This window comes from Streptomyces sp. NPDC048516 (assembly GCF_043199875.1).
Taxonomy (GTDB): Bacteria; Actinomycetota; Actinomycetes; order Streptomycetales; family Streptomycetaceae; genus Streptomyces.
On record NZ_JBICWS010000017.1, the window covers coordinates 34,679 to 53,912 of the forward strand.

A 19,234-nucleotide genomic window follows, 5' to 3' on the forward strand; every position below is an offset into this window, starting at 1 on the left:
AAGCGCACATGGACACCCCCCCGCCCCAGACCGAGCCCACCGAGCCCACCGACGCGGACATCGCCGCCTTCCGGGAACAGCTCGGCCGCCCGCCGCGCGGCCTGCGCGCCATCGCGCACCGCTGCCCCTGCGGGCAGCCGGATGTCGTCGAGACGGCGCCGCGCCTGGAGGACGGCACGCCCTTCCCCACGCTCTACTACCTCACCTGCCCGCGCGCGGCCTCCGCGATCGGCACGCTGGAGGCCAACGGCGTGATGAAGGAGATGACCGAGCGGCTGGCGACCGACCCTGAGCTGGCTGCCGCCTACCGGGCCGCCCACGAGGACTACATCCGGCGGCGGGACGCCATCGAGGTGCTGCAGGGCTTCCCGAGCGCGGGCGGTATGCCGGACCGGGTCAAGTGCCTGCATGTCCTCGTCGGCCATTCGCTGGCCGCCGGGCCGGGCGTCAACCCGCTCGGCGACGAGGCTCTGGCGATGCTGCCGGAGTGGTGGAAGAAGGGGCCGTGCGTGACCCCCTGCCAGGACACCTCCGGCGGCCAGGACGCCCCCGGAGCCCAGGACGCTGCCGAAGGAGATGCCAAATGAAGCGGGTCGCCGCCATCGACTGCGGTACGAACTCCCTCCGGCTGCTGGTCGCGGACGTCACCGTGCCCGAGGACACCTCCGGGCCCGGGGCGGCGGGAGAGCTCAAGGACCTCGAACGCCGGATGGAGATCGTCCGGCTGGGACAGGACGTGGACCGCACCGGGCGGCTGGCGCCCGAGGCGCTGGAGCGCACCTTCGCGGTCTGCCGCGAGTACGCCGCGGTGATCAAGGGCCTGGGCGCCGAGCAGGTCCGCTTCGTGGCGACCTCCGCCTCCCGGGACGCGGAGAACCGCGAGGACTTCGTCCGCGGTGTGCGGGACATCCTGGGCGTGGAGCCCGAGGTGATCACCGGCGACCAGGAGGCGGAGTTCTCCTTCATCGGCGCCACCAAGGAGCTCACCGGCCGCGCGGATCTGGCGCGTCCCTTCCTGATGGTCGACATCGGCGGCGGCTCGACCGAGTTCGTGCTCGGTGCCGACTCCGTCCGGGCCGCCCGCTCGGTCGACGTCGGCTGCGTCCGGATGACCGAACGGCATCTGGTGCACGGCGGTGAGATCAGCGACCCGCCGACCCCGGGGCAGATCAGCGCCATGAAGGCCGATATCGCCGCGGCGCTGGACCGGGCCGGGGAGACGGTCCCGCTGGACGAGGCCGCCACCCTCGTGGGCCTGGCCGGCTCCGTGACCACGATCGCCGCGATCGCGCGGGGCCTGGAGGGGTACGACTCCGGGGCCATCCACCACTCGGTGATCTCCCTGGCCGAGGTCCGCGAGATCACCGAGCGCCTGCTGTCCTCCACCCATGCCGAGCGTGCCGCCATCCCCGTGATCCACCCGGGCCGGGTCGATGTGATCGGCGCGGGGGCGCTGGTGCTGCTGTCGGTCATGGAGCGGACGGGCGCCGAGCAGGTCATCGCCAGTGAGCACGACATCCTCGACGGCATCGCCTGGAGCCTCGCCGGCTGAGGGGTGCGCGAGAAGCGGCAGAGGCCGGCAACGGCCTCTGCCGAGGAGCCTTTTGAGCGGGTGTGATGCCCGTCTGAGCGCGCTTCGGGGGGCTCGGGAAGGCTCCGCGGAGGGGGCAGCGGAGAAAGTTCGTGAAATCCTTCACATGAAAATCCCTCCCGTTGGGCGAACAATCTGATCGTCCGACCCTCATTCGAAGGCTCCAGGGCCTCTCGACCCGGAAAATGCGCGGCGGCCGGTGCGCGGGCGACGCGCTCGCGGAGGCGGTGGTTCACCCGCCCGGCGGACGACAATCCCTGATCAACAGGGGTCTCCAACGCCTCGTGTCATACGGTGGTTCCGGTTTGGACTATGGCGTCGGTCACGAAGGCGGCGGAGTGTAGCAGATGCCTTTCGGTTGCTTGTGAAGGGGCTCACGAGCGACCCCCCATGTGGGGGTGGATACTCGATTGCATGAGCACCACGGAGCGTCCCAGGATCCTCGTTGTAGGCGGTGGGTACGTAGGCCTGTACGCGGCACGTCGCATCCTCAAGCAGATGCGGTACGGCGAGGCGACCGTCACGGTCGTCGACCCGCGCTCGTACATGACGTACCAGCCCTTCCTCCCTGAAGCTGCAGCCGGCAGCATCTCCCCCCGCCATGTCGTGGTGCCGCTACGACGTGTGCTGCCCAAGGCGGAGGTTCTCACCGGCCGGGTCACCACCATCGATCAGGACCGCAAGGTCGCCACGATCGCCCCGCTGGTCGGCGAGGCGTACGAGCTGCCCTTCGACTACCTGGTCATCGCGATGGGCGCGGTCTCCCGTACCTTCCCGATCCCCGGCCTGGCCGAGAACGGCATCGGCATGAAGGGCGTGGAAGAGGCCATCGGCCTGCGCAACCACGTGCTGGAGCAGCTGGACAAGGCCGACTCCACGACCGACGAGGACGTCCGCCGCAAGGCGCTGACCTTCGTCTTCGTGGGCGGTGGCTTCGCGGGTGCGGAGACCGTCGGTGAGGTCGAGGACATGGCCCGCGACGCCGCCAAGTACTACAACAACGTGAAGCGCGAGGACATGCGCTTCCTGCTGGTCGACGTCGCCGACAAGATCCTCCCCGAGGTCGGCCCCAAGCTCGGTGCCTACGGCAAGGAGCACCTCGAGAGCCGCGGCGTCGAGGTCTACCTCAAGACCGGCATGGACTCCTGCGTCGACGGCCACGTGAAGCTCAACAACGGCCTCGAGGTCGACTCCAACACCATCGTGTGGACCGCCGGCGTCAAGCCGAACCCGGCGCTGGCCCGCTTCGGTCTGCCGCTCGGCCCGCGTGGCCACGTCGACACCGGCACCACCCTCCAGGTGCAGGGCACCGACTACATCTGGGCGGCCGGCGACAACGCCCAGGTTCCGGACGTGGTCGGCCGCAAGAACGGCAACGAGAACGCCTGGTGCCCGCCGAACGCGCAGCACGCGCTGCGGCAGGCCAAGGTCCTCGGCGACAACGTGCTCTCCGGCATGCGGGGCTTCCCGCAGAAGGAGTACAGCCACGCCAACAAGGGTGCGGTCGCCGGTCTGGGCCTGCACAAGGGCGTCGCGATGATCGTCATGGGCAAGGTGAAGATCAAGCTCAAGGGCCGTCTCGCCTGGTACATGCACCGCGCGTACCACGGCATGGCGATGCCGACGTTCAACCGCAAGATCCGGGTCTTCGCGGACTGGACGCTGGCCATGTTCCTCAAGCGCGAGGTCGTCTCGCTCGGCGCCATGGAGAACCCCCGCGAGGAGTTCTACGAGGCAGCCAAGCCGGCGCCGGCCCCGCCGACCGCCGCCGAGGCCGGGGACAAGACCAAGGCCAAGGCTTCCTGAATCCCCGGTCGGGTACTCCGACCAGCCCGAAGGGCGTCCGCCATCCGTGGGGCGGGCGCCCTTTGGCGTGTCCGCTCTGGCGAAAACCGGCCGGTGTGCGGTTCTCTTGCGTGTGAACGGGACTATCCGGGCGCCCCATTGGCGTTTACGTGGTGGGTGAATCTTCTTTGCCCGACTCGTCAACACGGAGGTGTGCGACATGGCCGACGCCGCTGGACGGCTCACCAAGCTCGCCGAGGAGGTGCTGGGAGTTCCGCTCCCGGTGCGCATCCGAGCCTGGGACCGCAGCGAGTCGGGTCCGCCGGGGGCCCCCACACTCGTCATCCGCCATCGCCGGGCGCTGCGCCGGATGATGTTCAGGCCGGGCGAGCTGGGCCTGGCCCGCGCCTGGGTGGCCGGCGACCTCGACATCGAGGGCGATCTCTACGAAGCGCTCGACCGGCTCGCCGGACTGATCTGGGAGCGCAGCGACGCCCCCACGCCGCACCGCGCCCCCGCGCTGCGCGCCCTGGCCCGCCCCGAGATCCGCGCCGCCGCCCGGGAACTGCTGACCCTGGCCGGCGCCCCCGTCCCGCCGGCGCCGCCCGCGGAGGAGGTCAGACGCCGCCGCGGACCGCTGCACACCCTGCGGCGCGACAAGGAAGCCATCAGCCACCACTACGACGTCGGCAACGACTTCTACGCCCTGGTGCTCGGCCCGTCCATGGTCTACTCCTGCGCATACTGGGGGACCGCCGAGGACGGCGTCGCCACCCTGGAGGACGCCCAGCGCGACAAGCTGGACCTGATCTGCCGCAAGCTCGGTCTCCGAACCGGCCTGCGGCTGCTGGACGTCGGCTGCGGCTGGGGCTCGATGGTGCTGCACGCGGCCCGCGAGTACGGCGTTCGGGCGGTCGGCATCACCCTCTCCGAGGAGCAGGCCACCTTCGCCCGTAAGCGCATCGCCGAAGCCGGGCTGGCCGACCGCGTCGAGATCCGGGTGCAGGACTACCGCGAGATCCATGACGAGCCGTTCGACGCGATCTCCTCGGTCGGGATGGCCGAGCACGTCGGCCGCACCCAGTACGCGGAGTACGCCGACGCCCTGTACGCGCGGCTCAAGCCCGGCGGGCGGCTGCTCAACCACCAGATCGCCCGGCGGCCGGTCCCGGACGAGGAGGCGTACCACGTCGACGAGTTCATCGACCGCTATGTGTTCCCGGACGGCGAACTGGCGCCGCTCGGCCGCACCGTCGGCCAGCTGGAGGAGGCCGGATTCGAGGTGCGGGACGTGGAGGCGATCCGGGAGCACTACGCCCTGACGCTGCGGCGCTGGGTCACCAACCTGGAGGAGCACTGGGACGAGGCGGCGCGGCTCACCTCCGTGGGCCGGGCCCGGGTGTGGCGGCTGTACATGGCCGCGTCCGCGCTGTCCTTCGAGCGCAACCGGATAGGAGTCAACCAGGTGCTGGCCGTCCGTACACCGGAGCCCGGGGCCTCGCACATGCCGTTGCGGGCGCGTGAGTGGCGCACCGACACCCACCGCGGCTGAACGACGCCGCCCACCGCGGCTGAACGACACCCGCCCGCCCGCTGCCGTGAAGGAGCGGGCGGGCGGGCAACGGGGCCGGCGCCGGGGCGCTATTCGGCCTTGATGGCGGCCAGCATGTTCAGCCTCGCCGCCCGGAACGCCGGCCACAGGGCGGCCAGTACGCCGACGAGCGCGGCCAGCCCGAGGAAGATGCCCATCCGGGCCCACGGCAGCACCAGTTCGTAGGTCGGCAGGTGGGCGCCGATCAGCTCACCGACGGCCCAGCCCATGAACACGCCGAGCCCGATGCCGAGCACCCCGCCGAACAGCGAGATGACCAGCGACTCCAGTCGCACCATCCGCTTGATGCCGCGCCGGTCCAGGCCGATCGCCCGCAGCATGCCGATCTCCTGCGAGCGCTCGAAGACCGACATCGCCAGGGTGTTGACGACCCCGAGCACCGCGACGATCACGGCCATGGCCAGCAGGCCGTAGAGCATGTTCAGCAGCAGGGTGAACATCGAGGCGATGGCGTTCGAGACGTCCTTCTTGTCCGCGACGGTGACCGCCGGGTTCTTGCCGAGCGCCTTGACCAGGTTGTTCTTGTGCGCGTCGGTGGCGCCGCCGGACATCTTCACCAGGAGCCGGCTGTCGCTGATGTCCTTCTGGTGCGGAGCCAGGGTGCGGTTGTCCAGGTAGACGCCGCGGAACATGTCGTTGCCCCGGTAGACGCCCCCGACCGTCAGCGTGGACTTCTTGCCGTCCTGGAACGTCACGGGGAGCCGCGAGCCGGCCCGCCAGCCGTTGCGGGTGGCGGTGTCCCGGTCCACCAGGACGCGGTCGCCGCGCAGGGTGCCGGACGCCCCCTCGCTGATGTCGAGCCGGACGAGCGAGCCGAACTGTGCGCCGTCGACGCCGGTCAGTGGGGTCGGCCGCCGGCCGGCGTCGCCGGTGCCGATCGCCGCCATGCCCTCGCGCAGCGGGGTGACGGCGGTGACGCCGGCCACCTCGCGGACCTTCTTCTCCGAGGTGGTGGGCAGTTGGGTGTGGCCCTCCATGGAGATGGTGTAGTCGGCCTTCAGCGCATCGACGGCCAGCTTGTCGATGGCCTGCTGCGTACCGCCCGCGATCACCGTCATGCCGGTGATCAGGGTCAGCCCGATCATCAGCGCGGAGGCGGTGGTGGCGGTACGGCGCGGATTGCGCAGCGCGTTCTGCCGGGCGAGGCGGCCGGAGGTGCCGAAGGCACGCAGGACGGGGGTGGCCAGCGCGATCAGTGGACGGGACAGCAGCGGCGTCAGGATGAACACGCCGATCAGTAGCAGCATCCCGCCACCGCCCAGCATCATCTTGCTGGTGTCGTCGCCGTCGTACATGGAAGTGGCGGCTATCACCGCGGCCGTACCGGCGCCCGCGACGAGCGCACCGAGGGTGTTGCGGACCAGCAGCGACTTGGTGGTGGCGACGGCGTGCACGCTGTTCATCGCGGCGACCGGCGGGACCTTCGCGCCGCGCCGGGCGGGCAGCCAGGCGGCCAGCACCGTGATGACGGTGCCGATGCCCAGGGCGGCGACGGCCGTGGAGGGCGAGACCACCAGCGGCCCCTCGGGGAACTTCGCGACGAAGCCGTTCAGCACCTCCCGCAGCAGTGCGGCGAGGCCGATTCCGGCCGCCAGGCCCGAGACACCGGCGATCGCACCGACCAGGAACGCCTCGATCAGCACCGAGCGGGTGACCTGGCGCCGGCTCGCGCCGACCGCCCGCAGCAGCGCCAGTTCCTTGGTGCGCTGGGCGACCAGCATGGTGAAGGTGTTGGCGATGAGGAAGATGCCGACGAAGAGCGCGACGGCGGCGAAGGCCAGCAGCGCGGTCCTCATGCCCTGCATGTTGTCGTCGATCGCCTTGGCTTCGGCGTCGGCGAGTTCCTTGCCGGTGGCGGTGGTGGCGCTGCCTTGGGGCAGCGCCTTGTCGATCGCCTGCCGCAGTGCGGACTGGGACGTCCCGGCCGCGGCCTTGACGTCGATCTCGGTGTATCCGCCGGACAGTCCGAACAGCTTCTGCGCGGTCCCGGTGTCGAACAGGGCAAGTGAGCCGCCGGCCGCGACCCGGCCGTCGTCGGTGGTGAAGATGCCGGTCAGCTTCTGCTGCCGGACCGGTCCGTCGGCGGATATCCGGACGGTGTCGCCGACGTGGTAGCCGCCCTTCGCCGCGGTGCCCGCGTCCAGCGCGAACTGGTCCGCGCCGGTGGGGGCCGTGCCCTGCTTCAGCGGATAGCGGGCGTCCTTGCCGTCCTTGCCGGGGAAGTAGTTGCTGCCGCGGCTGTTCTGGCCGGACGCGATCAGCTTGCCGTCCTTGTCGCTGATCCCGGTGAAGCCGTTGGCGGTGCCGGTGACGGAGGCGGCGCCGGGGAGCCGGGCCAGGGCGCCGAGCGCCTTGCCGTCCAGGCGGGGGTCCTTGGCAGTGGTGCCGGCGGGCCCGTCGGGCGACGCCGGCATCACGGCGACATCGACGTTGTCGAAGCTCTTCCGGGAGCTGGTGCGGAAGGCGTCGGAGATGGTCGAGGTGAAGACCAGGGTGCCGGAGACAAAGGCCACGCCGAGCATCACGGCGAGGACGGTCATCAGCAGCCGGGCCTTGTGCGCAAGCACGTTGCGCAAGGCGGTACGGAACATGGTGGGTCCTGGAGAAGAGGTCCGGAGTTCTGGCGGCGGCTGCTGATCAGGTCGTACGAGGCCGGGCGTCGAAGCCCTTCATGCGTTCCAGCACCATGTCGGCGGTCGGGTCGGGGAGGTCGTCGACGATCCGGCCGTCGGCGAGGAAGACCACACGGTCCGCGTAGGAGGCGGCGACCGGGTCGTGGGTCACCATCACCACGGTCTGGCCCAGTTCGCGCACGGAGTTGCGCAGGAAGCCGAGCACTTCGGAGCCGGAGCGCGAGTCGAGGTTCCCGGTCGGCTCGTCGGCGAAGATGATCTCGGGCCGGGAGGCCAGCGCACGGGCGACCGCGACGCGCTGCTGCTGGCCGCCGGAGAGCTGGCTGGGGCGGTGCTTGAGCCGGCCGGCCAGGCCGACGGTCTCCACGACGCGGTCCAGCCAGGCCCGGTCGGGCTTCCGGCCCGCTATGTCCATGGGCAGGGTGATGTTCTCCAGGGCGTTCAGGGTCGGCAGCAGGTTGAACGCCTGGAAGATGAAGCCGATCTTGTCGCGCCGGAGCTGGGTGAGCTTCTTGTCCTTCAGCCCGGTCAGTTCGGTGTCGCCGATCCTGGCGGAGCCGCCGGAGATCGAGTCCAGCCCTGCCATGCAGTGCATCAGGGTCGACTTGCCGGACCCGGAGGGGCCCATGATCGCGGTGAACTGGGCCTGCCGGAATTCGACGGAGACCGCGTCCAGGGCGACCACCTGGGTCTCGCCCTGTCCGTAGACCTTGCTGAGGTCCGTGGCGCGGGCGGCCGCCGCGGTGGCGCGGGGGGCGGTGGCGACGCCGGTGTGGGTGGTGGTCACGGGACGGGGCTCCTGTCGGGACGAAGGACCATCGCATCCGCGACGGCCATGAGGGCAGCTACCGCGGACGGAAGCGGACCTCTCCATCGTGGGACAGGGCGAGGGGCGCGGACGTCAACCCTTGTGCCCGTCCTGGGCCACACCTGGGAGGTAGCCGTGGAGCGCGTGTCATCCCTGGGGAGGAGCGGAACCCTGACGGGCGCTACTGCGCCCGGAGGGGTCGGACGGCCGGCGCCGCGGCGGCGCGGGGGCACGGAGAGGGCGTCGAGTTTCCGTCAATTCGGACAAGAAATTACGTTGCGGGGTCTCATGGCGAAGGCGGGCCTCAGGCATGTGCCCAAGGCCTGTACCCGGCGCTGATGCTCCCTCAGTTGCCAATAAAATAAGACAACCTCGGGAAGAGCGGCCGACTTGTGTCGTGCGCTGCGGGCTACGCTCGTGCTGCCTCTTTAGGGGTGGCATGGGGGAGCCCAGGCCCGGATGGTGGAATGCAGACACGGCGAGCTTAAACCTCGCTGGCCTACGGGCCGTGCCGGTTCAAGTCCGGCTCCGGGCACCGCTCAGCCGCAGCCTTGAGACCTTGAACAAACAACCATATAGATCCAAGGCCCCTGCCGCTCACCGGAACACGCCGGCAACACAGGGACTTTGACGGTGTGGACGACGGGAGTCGTGCGCGGAAAAGCGTGCCGGAAATATCCCGGGTTACCAAGTGAAGTGCCGCCATGACGGTATCGGGCAAACGCCTCTGCGGCCTGCCCTGAGCGCACCCCGTTCCTGCCGTGTCCCTGCGGACGGGGCCGCCCGTGATCTGCTGAGAAGCCGTCAACTGGACTGATCCGAGGCGAGCTTCGGGAGCGTCGGCCGGCCGTGGCGGGCAAGGCCCGCCGACGAGGTGACCGGCGGACGTGTGGGTTCTCCGCCTTCATGGCGCGGTGCTCGCCCCGAACGGGCAACGAGGGGCGCACTCCTGGCGCATACCCGCGGTAACTTGAATATTGGATTTTTCCTGCCCCGGTGAGTGCGATACCCGGCACCGCGCACTTCCTCTCCGGTGCCATCCGGCCGGCCGGTCCGTCCCGATCCGGAAAGTGTCATGCCACTTGTGTTGTCCGGGCTCGCTTTTGCCTTCTTCGCGCCGGGGTGTGGACGGCGAACGCGCCGGACGCCGAGGCGATCGCCGGGATTTCGGGAGTTTTGCGGCGTGAAAAGAAATGGCACCCAATCGCCTTCGGATGCGGTGCGGTGCGGTGCGATGCGGTGCGATGTGGCGGCCGCGCGCGAGGACGGGCGGCCCGCTCCGGCGTTCGAGGACGGCCGGCGGTTCCGAAACGGACGTGCTGTATGCCTGCCGCGGCCCGGCCCGGCCCGGCCCGGAATGGGCGAGCGGAATGGAGGAGCGGAATGGGCGGGCGGAGCGGGCGGGCGGATCGCGGTGGATTGTGCCGGCGCGGAGAGCGTGCGCGTTGTTGTGGGAGAGTCACAATGTACCGTCGCCGAAATCGGTCTGCTTGCCCCCTGTTTGGCGAGCTCAACGCTGCGATGATCTCTACGGGCCCGCCATGGGCTTTGTGCGGTTTCTATGAGATCAGAGGAGACGAAGATGACCGAGAACGGTCAGGTGCTGGTGACGGGTATCGGAGCGATGACTCCGGTCGGCGCCGATGCGTCATCGTCCTGGTCGGGGCTGCTGGCGGGAAAGTCCGGCGTGCGCGCGCTGGAGGAGGAGTGGGCCACGGACCTCCCGGTGAGCGTCGCGGCCGGACTCACCGAGGATCCGGCCGCCGCGCTGCCGCGTACGGAGGCCCGGAAGCTGGACCGCAGCGAGCAGTTGGCGATACTCACCTCGCGCGAGGCCTGGCAGGACGCCGGTGCACCCGAGGTCGAGCCCGAACGGCTGGCCGTGGTCATCGGTACCGGCACCGGCGGTGTGCTCACCACCCTCGGCCAGGACGACCTCTTCGAGAAGTCCGGGGCACGCCGGCTCTCGCCCTTCGCGGTTCCCATGCTGATGCCCAACGGACCGGCCGCCTGGGTGAGCATGGACCTGGGCGCCAAGGGCGGGGCCAGGACGCCCGTCAGCGCCTGTGCGTCCGGCGCCGAGGCGCTGGCGATGGGCCTCGACCTGCTCCGCGCCGGGCGGGTGGACGTGGTGGTCGCGGGCGGCGTCGAGGCCTGTCTGCACCCGTTCACCCTCGCCGCCTTCGCCCAGATGAAGGCGCTCTCCCCGCAGTCCGCGGACCCGGAGTCGGTGTCCCGCCCGTTCGATGCGGCCCGCAGCGGCTTCGTCATGGGCGAGGGCGCGGGAATCATGGTCCTGGAGCGCGCCGGGTTCGCCCGGGCCCGCGGCGCCACGGCGTACGGCACGCTGGCCGGCAGCGCCGTCAGCTCCAGCGCGAACCACATCACGGCCTCCGACGCGGCGGGCCAGGTCCACGCCATCGAACTGGCCCTGCGCGATGCGGACCTGTCCCCGCGGGACATCGGCCATGTGCACGCCCATGCCACCTCCACCGAGTCCGGCGACCTGGCCGAGGCCGAGGCGATCGGCCGTGCCGTGGGCACCCATGCCTCCGTCACCGCCACGAAGTCCATGACCGGCCACATGCTGGGTGCCTCCGGCGCGGTGGGCGCGATGGCGGCGCTGCTGGCGCTCAGGGACGGCGTGGCGCCGGCCGTCCGCAACCTCGACACCCTCGACCCGAGGATCGACCTGGACGTGGTGCAGGGCGGGAACCGGACCGGCCGCTGGAACGCCGCACTCGCCAACTCCTTCGGCTTCGGCGGTCACAACGTGAGCCTGCTCTTCACCAAGTGACCCCACGGGGAGGGGCCGCCACGGATGACGTGGCGGCCCCTCCCCGTGTGCAGTTGCCGGCTCAGCGCCGCGCGGGCGTCAGCGCCCTGCGGCGGCAGCGCCCGCGCTCAGCGCTCCACCAGCGTGAACAGGGCCTCCCAGCGGCCGACGACCTCGTCCGTGGAGAAGCGCTGGATGTTCTCCCTGGCCGCTTCGCCCATGGTGTCGCGGAGGTCCTTGTCGGACATCAGGGTGTCGAGATGCCGGGCGAATTCGGTGATGTTGCCCGGGGGAGCGAGGAGGCCGTCCACGCCGTCCGAGATGATCTCGTGGACGCCCGGTGCCACGTCGAACGCCACACACGGCACGGCCGTCGCCATGGCCTCCATGGGGGCCAGCGGGAAGCCCTCGCCCCGCGAGCTGAGGGCGAAAACCGCGCTCTGTCGCAGTGCGCCCGGCACATCGGCCGTCCGGCCCATCCAGGCGACCGTGTCCGCGATCCCCAGGTCGGCGGCCTGCTTGCGCAGCGTCTCCTCTTCCTCGCCGGAGCCGTAGATCCGCAGCGTCCAGTCGGGGTGCTGCGGCGCGACCTTGGCCCAGGCCTCCAGCAGCAGGTCCACGCCCTTCTCCTCGTGGAGCCGGCCGATGCTGACCACATTCTTGCAGGAGCGGTCCGAGGGGACCTCCGGGAAGAACGGCAGCGGGTTCGGCATGAAGCCGACATTGTCCATCCGCTGCCGGATCCAGCGGTCGGCGTCCTCCCGGGTGAGCGTCAGCATCCGGTCGACATCCGCGTAAAACCGCTTGACCCGGCCGAAGCGGGACGACCTACGGCAGGTTTCGAAGGATTCATGGCTCATACCGATCACGCTCAGACCGGCGGTGTCGGCCAGAGCCACCCACTCCATCGCCCACACCTGCGTGACGATCACGACGCCGCCCGGCTTCGCCGCCCGGAACAGCGCGCTCATCTTGGCCGCCTGCTCCTGCATACCCGCCTCGCGGGCGGCGCGGCGGCGCTGCTCGACGAGGTTGAGCTTGCCCTTGAGGCCCCTGAGGGGACGGACGGACGGCGGGTGCTGGGAGTAGAGCGTGGTGGTCTTGAACGGCAGGCCGGCCGCCAGCTCGTGGACCCGCTCCTCGGGGGGCGGCACCACGCCGACGATGTGCACCCGGTGGCCCCGCTCGCTGAACAGGCGCGCCATCTGGTGCGACCAACTGGTGACGCCACCCACCTCGTTGACGCTGTTGGAGACGAAGAAGATGTCCCGCGGCTCGGCTGCGTACGACTCGGTCATCAACGGCTCCACTGCGCGAAAAACTGATCGACGATGCTCTGGGCGGCGTTGCCCTGGTCGTATTCCCCGAACTTGGCGACGAATTCCTTGCGGCTCTTCGCGTATTCCGAGGACTGCGACTCGAAGGTCTTGATCGCCTGGTGGAAATCGTCCTCGGTGTGGACCACCGGGCCCGGTGCGTGCTCCAGCAGATCGAAGTAGGTGCCACGGTCCTCGTGCACATACTCGTCGTAGTCGTAGGTGAAGAACACCAGTGGCCGGTCGAGCAGCGCATAGTCGAACATCACCGAGGAATAGTCGGTGATCAGACCGTCGGCCAGCTCCAGCACCGGGGTCACATCGTGGTGCGCCGATACGTCGATGACCCGGCCCTGCACGGTCGGCGGCAGCACCACATGATTGAGGTAGTGCGAACGCACCAGGAGGACATAGCGGTCGCCGAACCGATCGGCGAAACGCTCCACGTCGAAGGGCAATTCGAAGCGCCCGTGCCGGCCGCCGGCCTTACGGAAGGTCGGCGCGTAAAGCAGCACGGTCTTGTCGTCGGGAATGCCCAACGTCGCTGCCAGCGGCCCGCGTTCGCGCACGCCCAGGTCCGCCTCCCGCTGCCGGGCGCGCACCAGCGCGTCGTTGCGCGGGTACCCCACCCGCAGCAGGGTCTTCTCCTTGAGCCGGAAGGCCCTGGCGAGGGTGTGCACATCGTGCTCGGAGCGGATCAGGAACCGGTCGAAGCGGTCCAGCGAACGCTGCTGCTCCGCCTGCTGCTGCCGGGTCTGCGCCTTCAGCGCCGGCTGGTCGAAGCCCATGTTCTTCAGCGCCGAGCCGTGCCAGGTCTGGAGGTAGGTGGTCTCCGGGCGCTTGGTGAGCTTGAGCGGGTAGCTCTGGTTGTCCACCCAGAACTCGGCCTGTGCCAGCGCCTTGAGGTAGGGCAGCGACCAGCGCTTGACGAGCGTGGCGTCCTTGGGGAAGCCCTTGGGGGAGCCCGCGTACGACCAGATGGCCTCGAACTTCAGGCCCTGCCGGCGCATCTCCTCGTAGAGGGCGCGCGGACTGTCGCTGTACTGCTTGCCCAGGTGGCTTTCGAAGACCACCGTGCGCTTCTTGACCGGCAGCCGGCTGAACACCTCGTGATAGGCGCGGATCTTGTTGTCGCCCGAGAGGACCTTGCCGCGCAGCGCCTTCGCCTTGCGGTAGCCGGTCTTGGCCAGCGTCCCCGGCTTGCCGTGCACCCCGCGGGTGATCAGTTCCTGTACGCGCTCGGCCTTGTCGCCCTCGCTGACCAGGCGGAAGGCCAGATGGCCCTTGGCCGAGACATGCGGTTCGAGGTGGTCGGCGACCATCCGGGTCAGCCGCGGCCGCACCGGCAGCGCCCCGGACAGCGCGGTGTCGGCGACGGTGAGCCGGCTCGTGGTGCGCACGCCGTCCACCTCCAGGCGCAGCCGTACGTCCCAGATGGTGTCGACGATGCCCAGCGGGCGCAGCTTCGCGGTGAGGTCGGCGACGGCCTCCCAGTGGATGGCGTCCCCGTCGTGGCGCAGCTCCTGCACCGGGAAGTGGAAGGTCTGCAGACTGCGCCGCCGGGCACTGAACTCCAGCCGGCCCTTGAGCCGCGCACCGGGCGGGATGACGCCGAGCGGGTTGGTGACCCTGCCGGTCAGCGAGACGGCCCGGCCTGACTCGCTGAAGCCGGTGAGCTGATTGCGCAGGAAAAGCTGGTTGACCGGCTTCTCGTGGTAGCCGATGTCGGTCACGTCCAGCACGCCGCGCCCGAACGCGTCGTCGAGGTGACCGCCGCACCAGTAGATCCGGCCGTCGTGCTCGGTGAGCGGCGAGGAGAGCTTGTTGCGGTTGATGAGCGTGTCGACCGCCGGGATCAGGTTGTCCCAGTCACCCTGCTGGAGCAGATACGCACAGATGGCCTGTATCGGCTGGACGTGCTCGTACGCCTCGGGAGCCACGCCGGCGAGGTATTCCCGGGAGAGCTCGGCGAACTCCCGGCGGTAGGCCTCGTCCCGGAACGGCAGATCCCGCAGATGCAGCACCAGGTCGTGCTTGAGGAATTTGATGTCCTTGGCGAGCTTCATCTCGGTGAGCCCGCGCTCCGCCAGCATGGCATCGATCCGCTTGTGGACCTCCAGCCGGTGGACGTAATTCCTCATCTCGTGCCGGCGGTTTGTCACCGACTTCACGGCGCCCTGCGTGTAGACATTCCAGAAATAGACCTGATTGGGGATCAGGGTGATGCGTTCCGCGGCGAGGTAGGCATCCGCGATAAACAGCAGGTCCTCGTAGAACAATCCCTTGGCGAAGTGGAGATTGTGTTCGATGAGGAATTCGCGCCGATAGCACTTGTTGGTGGAGAGGGTGTCCCACACGAACAGGTCCGGAAATTCCGTTACGGAATCGATGGTCCGGGTGGTGGAATACAGCCAGGAATACCACTCGTCCCGCTTCTGATTGCGGGTGTCCACGTGCAGTCGTACGCACTGACCGGAAACGATGTCGGAGCCGGTTTTCTCGGCGGCCTCCAGCATATTCCGGCACGCATTGGGTTCCAGGACGTCATCGCTGTCCAGGAACATGACGTAGCGGCCCTGGGTGTGCTGGATGCCGGCGTTGCGCGGCTCGCCGCATCCACCGCTGTTCTCCGGCAGCTGGAAGGCCCTGGCCCGCCCTGGGTGATCAGCGGCGAGTCGCTGCGCCACTTCGAAAGAACGGTCGGTGCTGCAGTCGTCGACGATCACCACCTCGACGTCCCGGAGCGTTTGATCCAGCACGGACTGAACCGCGGTCGGCAACCGGTCGGCGTCGTTGTAGACGATGACGACTACTGAGACGTCAGGCACAGGCACCTCAACCCTCTTTCGCTACTGTTTCCCGCCAGAATAGCCCTATCTGTACCCCCGGATAACAACCGGTCGCATCCATAGCGCTACGGACGGTGAGTCGGGGGAGAGCGGTGAGGGGTACTCCGGCGTTCGGATCTTGACCATGCGTCAGCCCTGCAGATCCACCCGCCGGGGCAGGACCGGCCGCCAGGGAAGACGGGTCCCCCCGCGAATCGGTTGCCTGCCGTGTCATGTGACGTCCGTTGCGATCAGACATTTATCGGATTCCGTGCGAAGTGGTCCGGGGAAGGGGTCCCCGGGGCGGCGGACGGAAATGGCAGTTCGAGCACGGCGGCTTCCCGCGACGACAACGGACGGCAACAAGAGGGCAACAAGAGGGCAACAAGAGAGCGGCAAGAGAGCGGCAAGAGCGTGAGGGGACACGGCGAGAGCACGGCAAGAGCACAGCAAGAGATCGAATATCCCGAATGACGAGTACGGGGGCGGGGAGACGGTGTAGCGGCAGGGGCGCCCTGCCCGTCGCGTGCCGCCTGTCCGGGCGGCCCTGCGGGCACCTCTCCGTCCTCTCGAACGTCCTCCTCACGGAGGAGGTGTCCGGGCGGGTTCGGGGAAAGATCCTGCTCGAGAACTAGCGACGCCCCTTTGCCAAGCCATTACGCTTGCCGTCGAGGCCGCGCAGGGCGGCCATGGAGGAGTGAGATGAGGAGCAGCAACCCGGTCTTCTCGCGACGGGGGTTCAGCCGCGCCACCGGCTACGCGGGCTTCAACGCACCGCCGCAGGCCGGGGCCGCCGCGAACCCGTACGCCGGAGCCAACCCCTACGCGCAGGGCGGCAACCCCTACGCCCAGGACCAGCAGCAGGTAACCCAGGCACCGCCGCAGTACAGCCCGCAGACCCGCCCGATGACGATGGACGACGTCGTCATGCGCACAGGCATGACGCTCGGCACGCTCGTCGTGGGCGCCACCGTCGGCTGGCTGTTCCTGACCGGGAGCCTCGGCTTCGCGTTCGGCGCGGGCCTGGTCGCGATGGTGCTGGGCGTCATCCAGTCCTTCAAGCGCACGCCGTCGCCCGCCCTGATCCTCGGGTACGCGGCGCTGGAGGGCCTCTTCCTCGGGGCGCTCAGCGGCTTCATCAACGACCTGCCGCAGCTGCACGGCGCCCCCATGCAGGCGGTGCTGGGCACGATGGCGGTGTTCGTCGCCATGCTGGTCGCCTACAAGACGCGGATCATCCGGGTCACCGCCCGGTTCACCCGCTTCGTGATCATCGCTGCCCTGGGCTTCTTCCTGCTGTCGATGGTCAACGTCCTGTTCATGGTGTTCAGCGGGAATGACGGCCTCGGCTTCCGCAGCGGCGGCATGGGCATCGCCTTCGGCATCGTGGGCGTGGTCCTCGGCGCGCTCTTCCTGGCGCTGGACTTCAAGCAGGTCGAGGACGGTGTCGCCTACGGTGCGCCGCGCGAGGAGTCCTGGCTGGCGGCGTTCGGCCTGACCACGACCCTGGTGTGGATCTACGTGGAGATGCTCCGGCTGATCTCCATCCTCCGGGGCGACTGACCCCGCACGAGGCCGGGCGCGCAAGGCGCCGTACGCGGCCTGTACGCCGTACGAAGGGCCCGCGGGCATCATGCCCGCGGGCCCTTCGGCGTGGTGAAGGAGGAGTGTCCTGAGCCGGACCGGGGCGGGGCCCCGTCACCGCGGATCAGAACTTGCGCGCGGCGCGCCTGAGGTCGTGTTCATGGACAATTGCCTTGGCGTGGCCGTAGGCGAGATTGTGCTCGCCACGGAGCCAGCTGACCTTTTCGTCGAAGCGGAAGAGAGCGGGGCCTTCCTCAACGGTGCGGAGCCAGTCGGAGATTTCCCGGCCGGTGCAGTGCGGGATACGGGAGAGCATGTTCCGGTGGGTCTCTTCTGAGAAGAGCTGAGACATCGGCGCCTCCGGACGCGGTCGATGCTGGTTCTTCAGCCCACCGTGCCTGAGCGTTCGGGCGTTGGCAACCACCCCGGGGTGGCGCATAGGCTCACGTCGTGCTTGACGTGACCCCCTTGCAGACCGCCGTGGACGCCCTCGCCGACCGGCTCCGATCGCTGCCGCAGAGCAGGCTCCACCAGGGGGCCGCGGCGGAAGGTCTGGCGCTGGCACGGCAGTTGGCGACCCGCGCGCAGCTGATCGAGCGGCCGGGTGAGCCTCCGCGGGAGCTGCCGGACGCCGGGGTGTTCGCGGCCGGCGACCAGCTGGCGGTGGCCGGCCACGATCTTGTCGAGGCGCTGCGCGCCGCGGCGGTGCGGATGGCCGGCGCAGCGGGGGATTCTGACGCGAAAAGGGCCCCCGCCGACGAACTGGCGGAGGCCGTGCGATGCGTCCGGGCGGCGGCGGAACGCTGCTGACGCGGACCGCCGCGCCGGGTCAGAGCGAGGCGATGACGCGGTCGGCGAGGATGTAGACGCTCTCCTCGCGGCTCTCGCCCCAGGAGAAGGTCAGCGCGTAGGCACCGGAGATACCGGAGCCGCCCAGCAGTACGGGCGTGTGCCCCGCCTGCAGTGCGCCGGCGACGCGCTCCGCGGTCTCGCGCTGCCCGGGGGTCAGGCAGAGCGTGGTGCCGTCGGTGAAGACGTAGACGTCCAGGGTGCCCAGCGGGCCGGGGCGGACGTCCGCGAGCGGGGTCGCCAGCTGCGCCAGTTCCTCCAGGCGCGCGACGGTGCGCTCGTGATCACTGATCACCGGGGACGGGGAGAAGTCGGGGTGCGAGGGGTGGCGCCGGCGCGCGGCGGCCAGCTCGGCGGACTCGGTCTCCTCGACCGGCTCCAACTCCGGCGCGTCCAGGGCGTCCATGGACTCCAGCGCGTCCATCGCTTCCAGGGCGTCCGGGCCCAGCAGCGGCTCCAGCCCGGCCAGATCCGCCTGGCGGGGCAGGAACGGCTGGATGTCGAACCGGTCGGCATCCTGGCGCTCGGGCAGCTCGCGCTGGTCGGCGCGGCCGTCGAGGAGTTCGTCGCCGAGGCCGGCTAGACCGCCCAGCAGCGACGGGGCGTCGGCGGCGTCCCTGGCCTCCTGCGCGGCCCAGAAGGCGCGGGCCTCGGCCAGTTCGCGTTCCCGCTCCTCGGCCAGGGCATCGGCGACGGCGGCGCGTATGTCGGCGAGCGGGGTCTCGGCGGCCGGGGTGGCGCGGGCGGCGGGGATGGCCACCGCGGCCGGGTGCACCGTCCCGGTGCCCGCGACAGCGTCCTGCCGGGCCGCGCTGAGCTCGGCGTGCAGCTCGGCGAGCTGGCGGCGCAGGGCGCGGGCGGTGTGCAGGGCGGCGGCGCCCAGCGCCACGGCGACGGCCGCGGCCAGCAGCAGGACGAGGGTGGTGACGCTCATGCCGAAACCTCTCTTCGTTCGGTCCCGCACGGGCGAGACGCGCACCCCTCGGGGATGCGCCCCCGGCCGGTGGCCGAGGGGTCCCCCGGGTGACGCTCGCTCATGCGTCCTCCCCACTTCGCTCGGCGGCCCTCACCTCTTCGCACGGGCCGCGCATCGGTACGTGGACTTCACCCGGCCTTCGGCCGGGGTGACCCCCTTGATGCGCTCACTCACGGGATCACTCCTGGTAGCGCCTCACTCACCGGCGTACTCCCGTTAGCAGAATGTTCTCCGACTTCCTACATCAGGCTGCCGGTGGTCGGCGACCGCTCCGGGTGCACTATGTCCCGAAAAGGAGGGGAGCCGGGGGCTCGTTCGCCCGGGCGGACCCCGCTTGACCTGCAAGAACGCCTCTCCCCCAGGGCGTTGGTCACAATCCTGGGGGAGATTGGGTCGCGATCTCGTTAACGAGTGGCGCAGGTCACGCCATGTCGCCGCCCGTATCCGGACGACAGCGATGGGTGTGCGCCGGGCGG

General features: G+C 69.8%; 13 protein-coding genes and 1 tRNA gene. 8 read left to right on the plus strand and 6 right to left on the minus strand.

Annotation, left to right across the window (positions count from 1 at the left end; translation table 11 throughout):
• Positions 1-8: 8 nt before the first annotated feature.
• From ACGFR7_RS28710 to ACGFR7_RS28725, 4 genes are all read left to right on the plus strand, one after another.
• Positions 9-587 (plus strand): DUF501 domain-containing protein, encoded by a 579-nt coding sequence (locus tag ACGFR7_RS28710; protein WP_393324885.1) that lies wholly within the window; start codon positions 9-11, stop codon positions 585-587.
• Complete coding sequence (locus tag ACGFR7_RS28715) at positions 584-1,552, plus strand: exopolyphosphatase (protein WP_393324887.1); 969 nt, start codon at positions 584-586, stop codon at positions 1,550-1,552. The genes ACGFR7_RS28710 and ACGFR7_RS28715 overlap by 4 nt, the downstream gene beginning before the upstream one ends.
• A gap of 453 nt (positions 1,553-2,005) precedes the next feature.
• The gene (locus ACGFR7_RS28720) at positions 2,006-3,397 is read left to right on the plus strand and encodes an NAD(P)/FAD-dependent oxidoreductase (protein WP_393324888.1); all 1,392 of its coding nucleotides are present in this window, start codon (positions 2,006-2,008) and stop codon (positions 3,395-3,397) included.
• 199 nt (positions 3,398-3,596) lie between these two features.
• Complete coding sequence (locus ACGFR7_RS28725) at positions 3,597-4,928, plus strand: class I SAM-dependent methyltransferase (protein WP_393324890.1); 1,332 nt, start codon at positions 3,597-3,599, stop codon at positions 4,926-4,928.
• A gap of 89 nt (positions 4,929-5,017) precedes the next feature.
• On the opposite strand, the gene ACGFR7_RS28730 is transcribed toward ACGFR7_RS28725, so the two are convergent.
• A complete protein-coding gene (locus ACGFR7_RS28730) occupies positions 5,018-7,579 on the minus strand; it encodes an ABC transporter permease (protein ID WP_393324892.1) in 2,562 nt (853 codons plus the stop codon).
• A gap of 46 nt (positions 7,580-7,625) precedes the next feature.
• Positions 7,626-8,408, minus strand: a complete 783-nt coding sequence (locus ACGFR7_RS28735) for an ABC transporter ATP-binding protein (protein ID WP_393324894.1) — start codon at positions 8,406-8,408, stop codon at positions 7,626-7,628.
• Between the two features lie 474 nt (positions 8,409-8,882).
• On the opposite strand from ACGFR7_RS28735, the gene ACGFR7_RS28740 reads away from it, so the two are divergent.
• Positions 8,883-8,964 (plus strand) — tRNA-Leu (locus tag ACGFR7_RS28740).
• A gap of 1,047 nt (positions 8,965-10,011) precedes the next feature.
• Positions 10,012-11,226: a beta-ketoacyl-[acyl-carrier-protein] synthase family protein gene (locus ACGFR7_RS28745; protein WP_393324896.1), complete on the plus strand. Its 1,215-nt coding sequence runs from the start codon at positions 10,012-10,014 to the stop codon at positions 11,224-11,226.
• A 107-nt stretch (positions 11,227-11,333) separates the two neighbouring features.
• Here the strand turns inward: ACGFR7_RS28745 and ACGFR7_RS28750 are convergent, their stop codons facing one another.
• Both ACGFR7_RS28750 and ACGFR7_RS28755 read right to left on the minus strand, forming a co-directional pair.
• Positions 11,334-12,503 (minus strand): glycosyltransferase, encoded by a 1,170-nt coding sequence (locus ACGFR7_RS28750; protein WP_393324897.1) that lies wholly within the window; start codon positions 12,501-12,503, stop codon positions 11,334-11,336.
• Entirely contained in the window at positions 12,503-15,349 is a 2,847-nt protein-coding gene (locus ACGFR7_RS28755; protein WP_393325030.1) for a CDP-glycerol glycerophosphotransferase family protein, read from the minus strand. Before ACGFR7_RS28755 ends, ACGFR7_RS28750 begins: the two co-directional genes overlap by 1 nt.
• A 702-nt stretch (positions 15,350-16,051) precedes the next feature.
• Here ACGFR7_RS28755 and ACGFR7_RS28760 point away from each other — a divergent pair.
• Positions 16,052-16,912, plus strand: coding sequence for a Bax inhibitor-1/YccA family protein (locus ACGFR7_RS28760; RefSeq protein ID WP_393324899.1), 861 nt, complete (start codon positions 16,052-16,054; stop codon positions 16,910-16,912).
• Between the two features lie 145 nt (positions 16,913-17,057).
• Here ACGFR7_RS28760 and ACGFR7_RS28765 read toward each other — a convergent pair whose 3' ends face one another.
• The gene (locus tag ACGFR7_RS28765) at positions 17,058-17,285 is read right to left on the minus strand and encodes a DUF4287 domain-containing protein (protein WP_030088455.1); all 228 of its coding nucleotides are present in this window, start codon (positions 17,283-17,285) and stop codon (positions 17,058-17,060) included.
• A gap of 98 nt (positions 17,286-17,383) precedes the next feature.
• On the opposite strand from ACGFR7_RS28765, the gene ACGFR7_RS28770 reads away from it, so the two are divergent.
• A complete protein-coding gene (locus ACGFR7_RS28770) occupies positions 17,384-17,743 on the plus strand; it encodes a hypothetical protein (RefSeq protein ID WP_328386446.1) in 360 nt (119 codons plus the stop codon).
• Between the two features lie 19 nt (positions 17,744-17,762).
• Here ACGFR7_RS28770 and ACGFR7_RS28775 read toward each other — a convergent pair whose 3' ends face one another.
• Positions 17,763-18,716 carry a hypothetical protein gene (locus ACGFR7_RS28775; RefSeq protein ID WP_393324901.1) on the minus strand — a complete coding sequence of 318 codons (954 nt, stop codon included), beginning with the start codon at positions 18,714-18,716 and terminating at the stop codon, positions 17,763-17,765.
• Positions 18,717-19,234 lie beyond the last annotated feature (518 nt).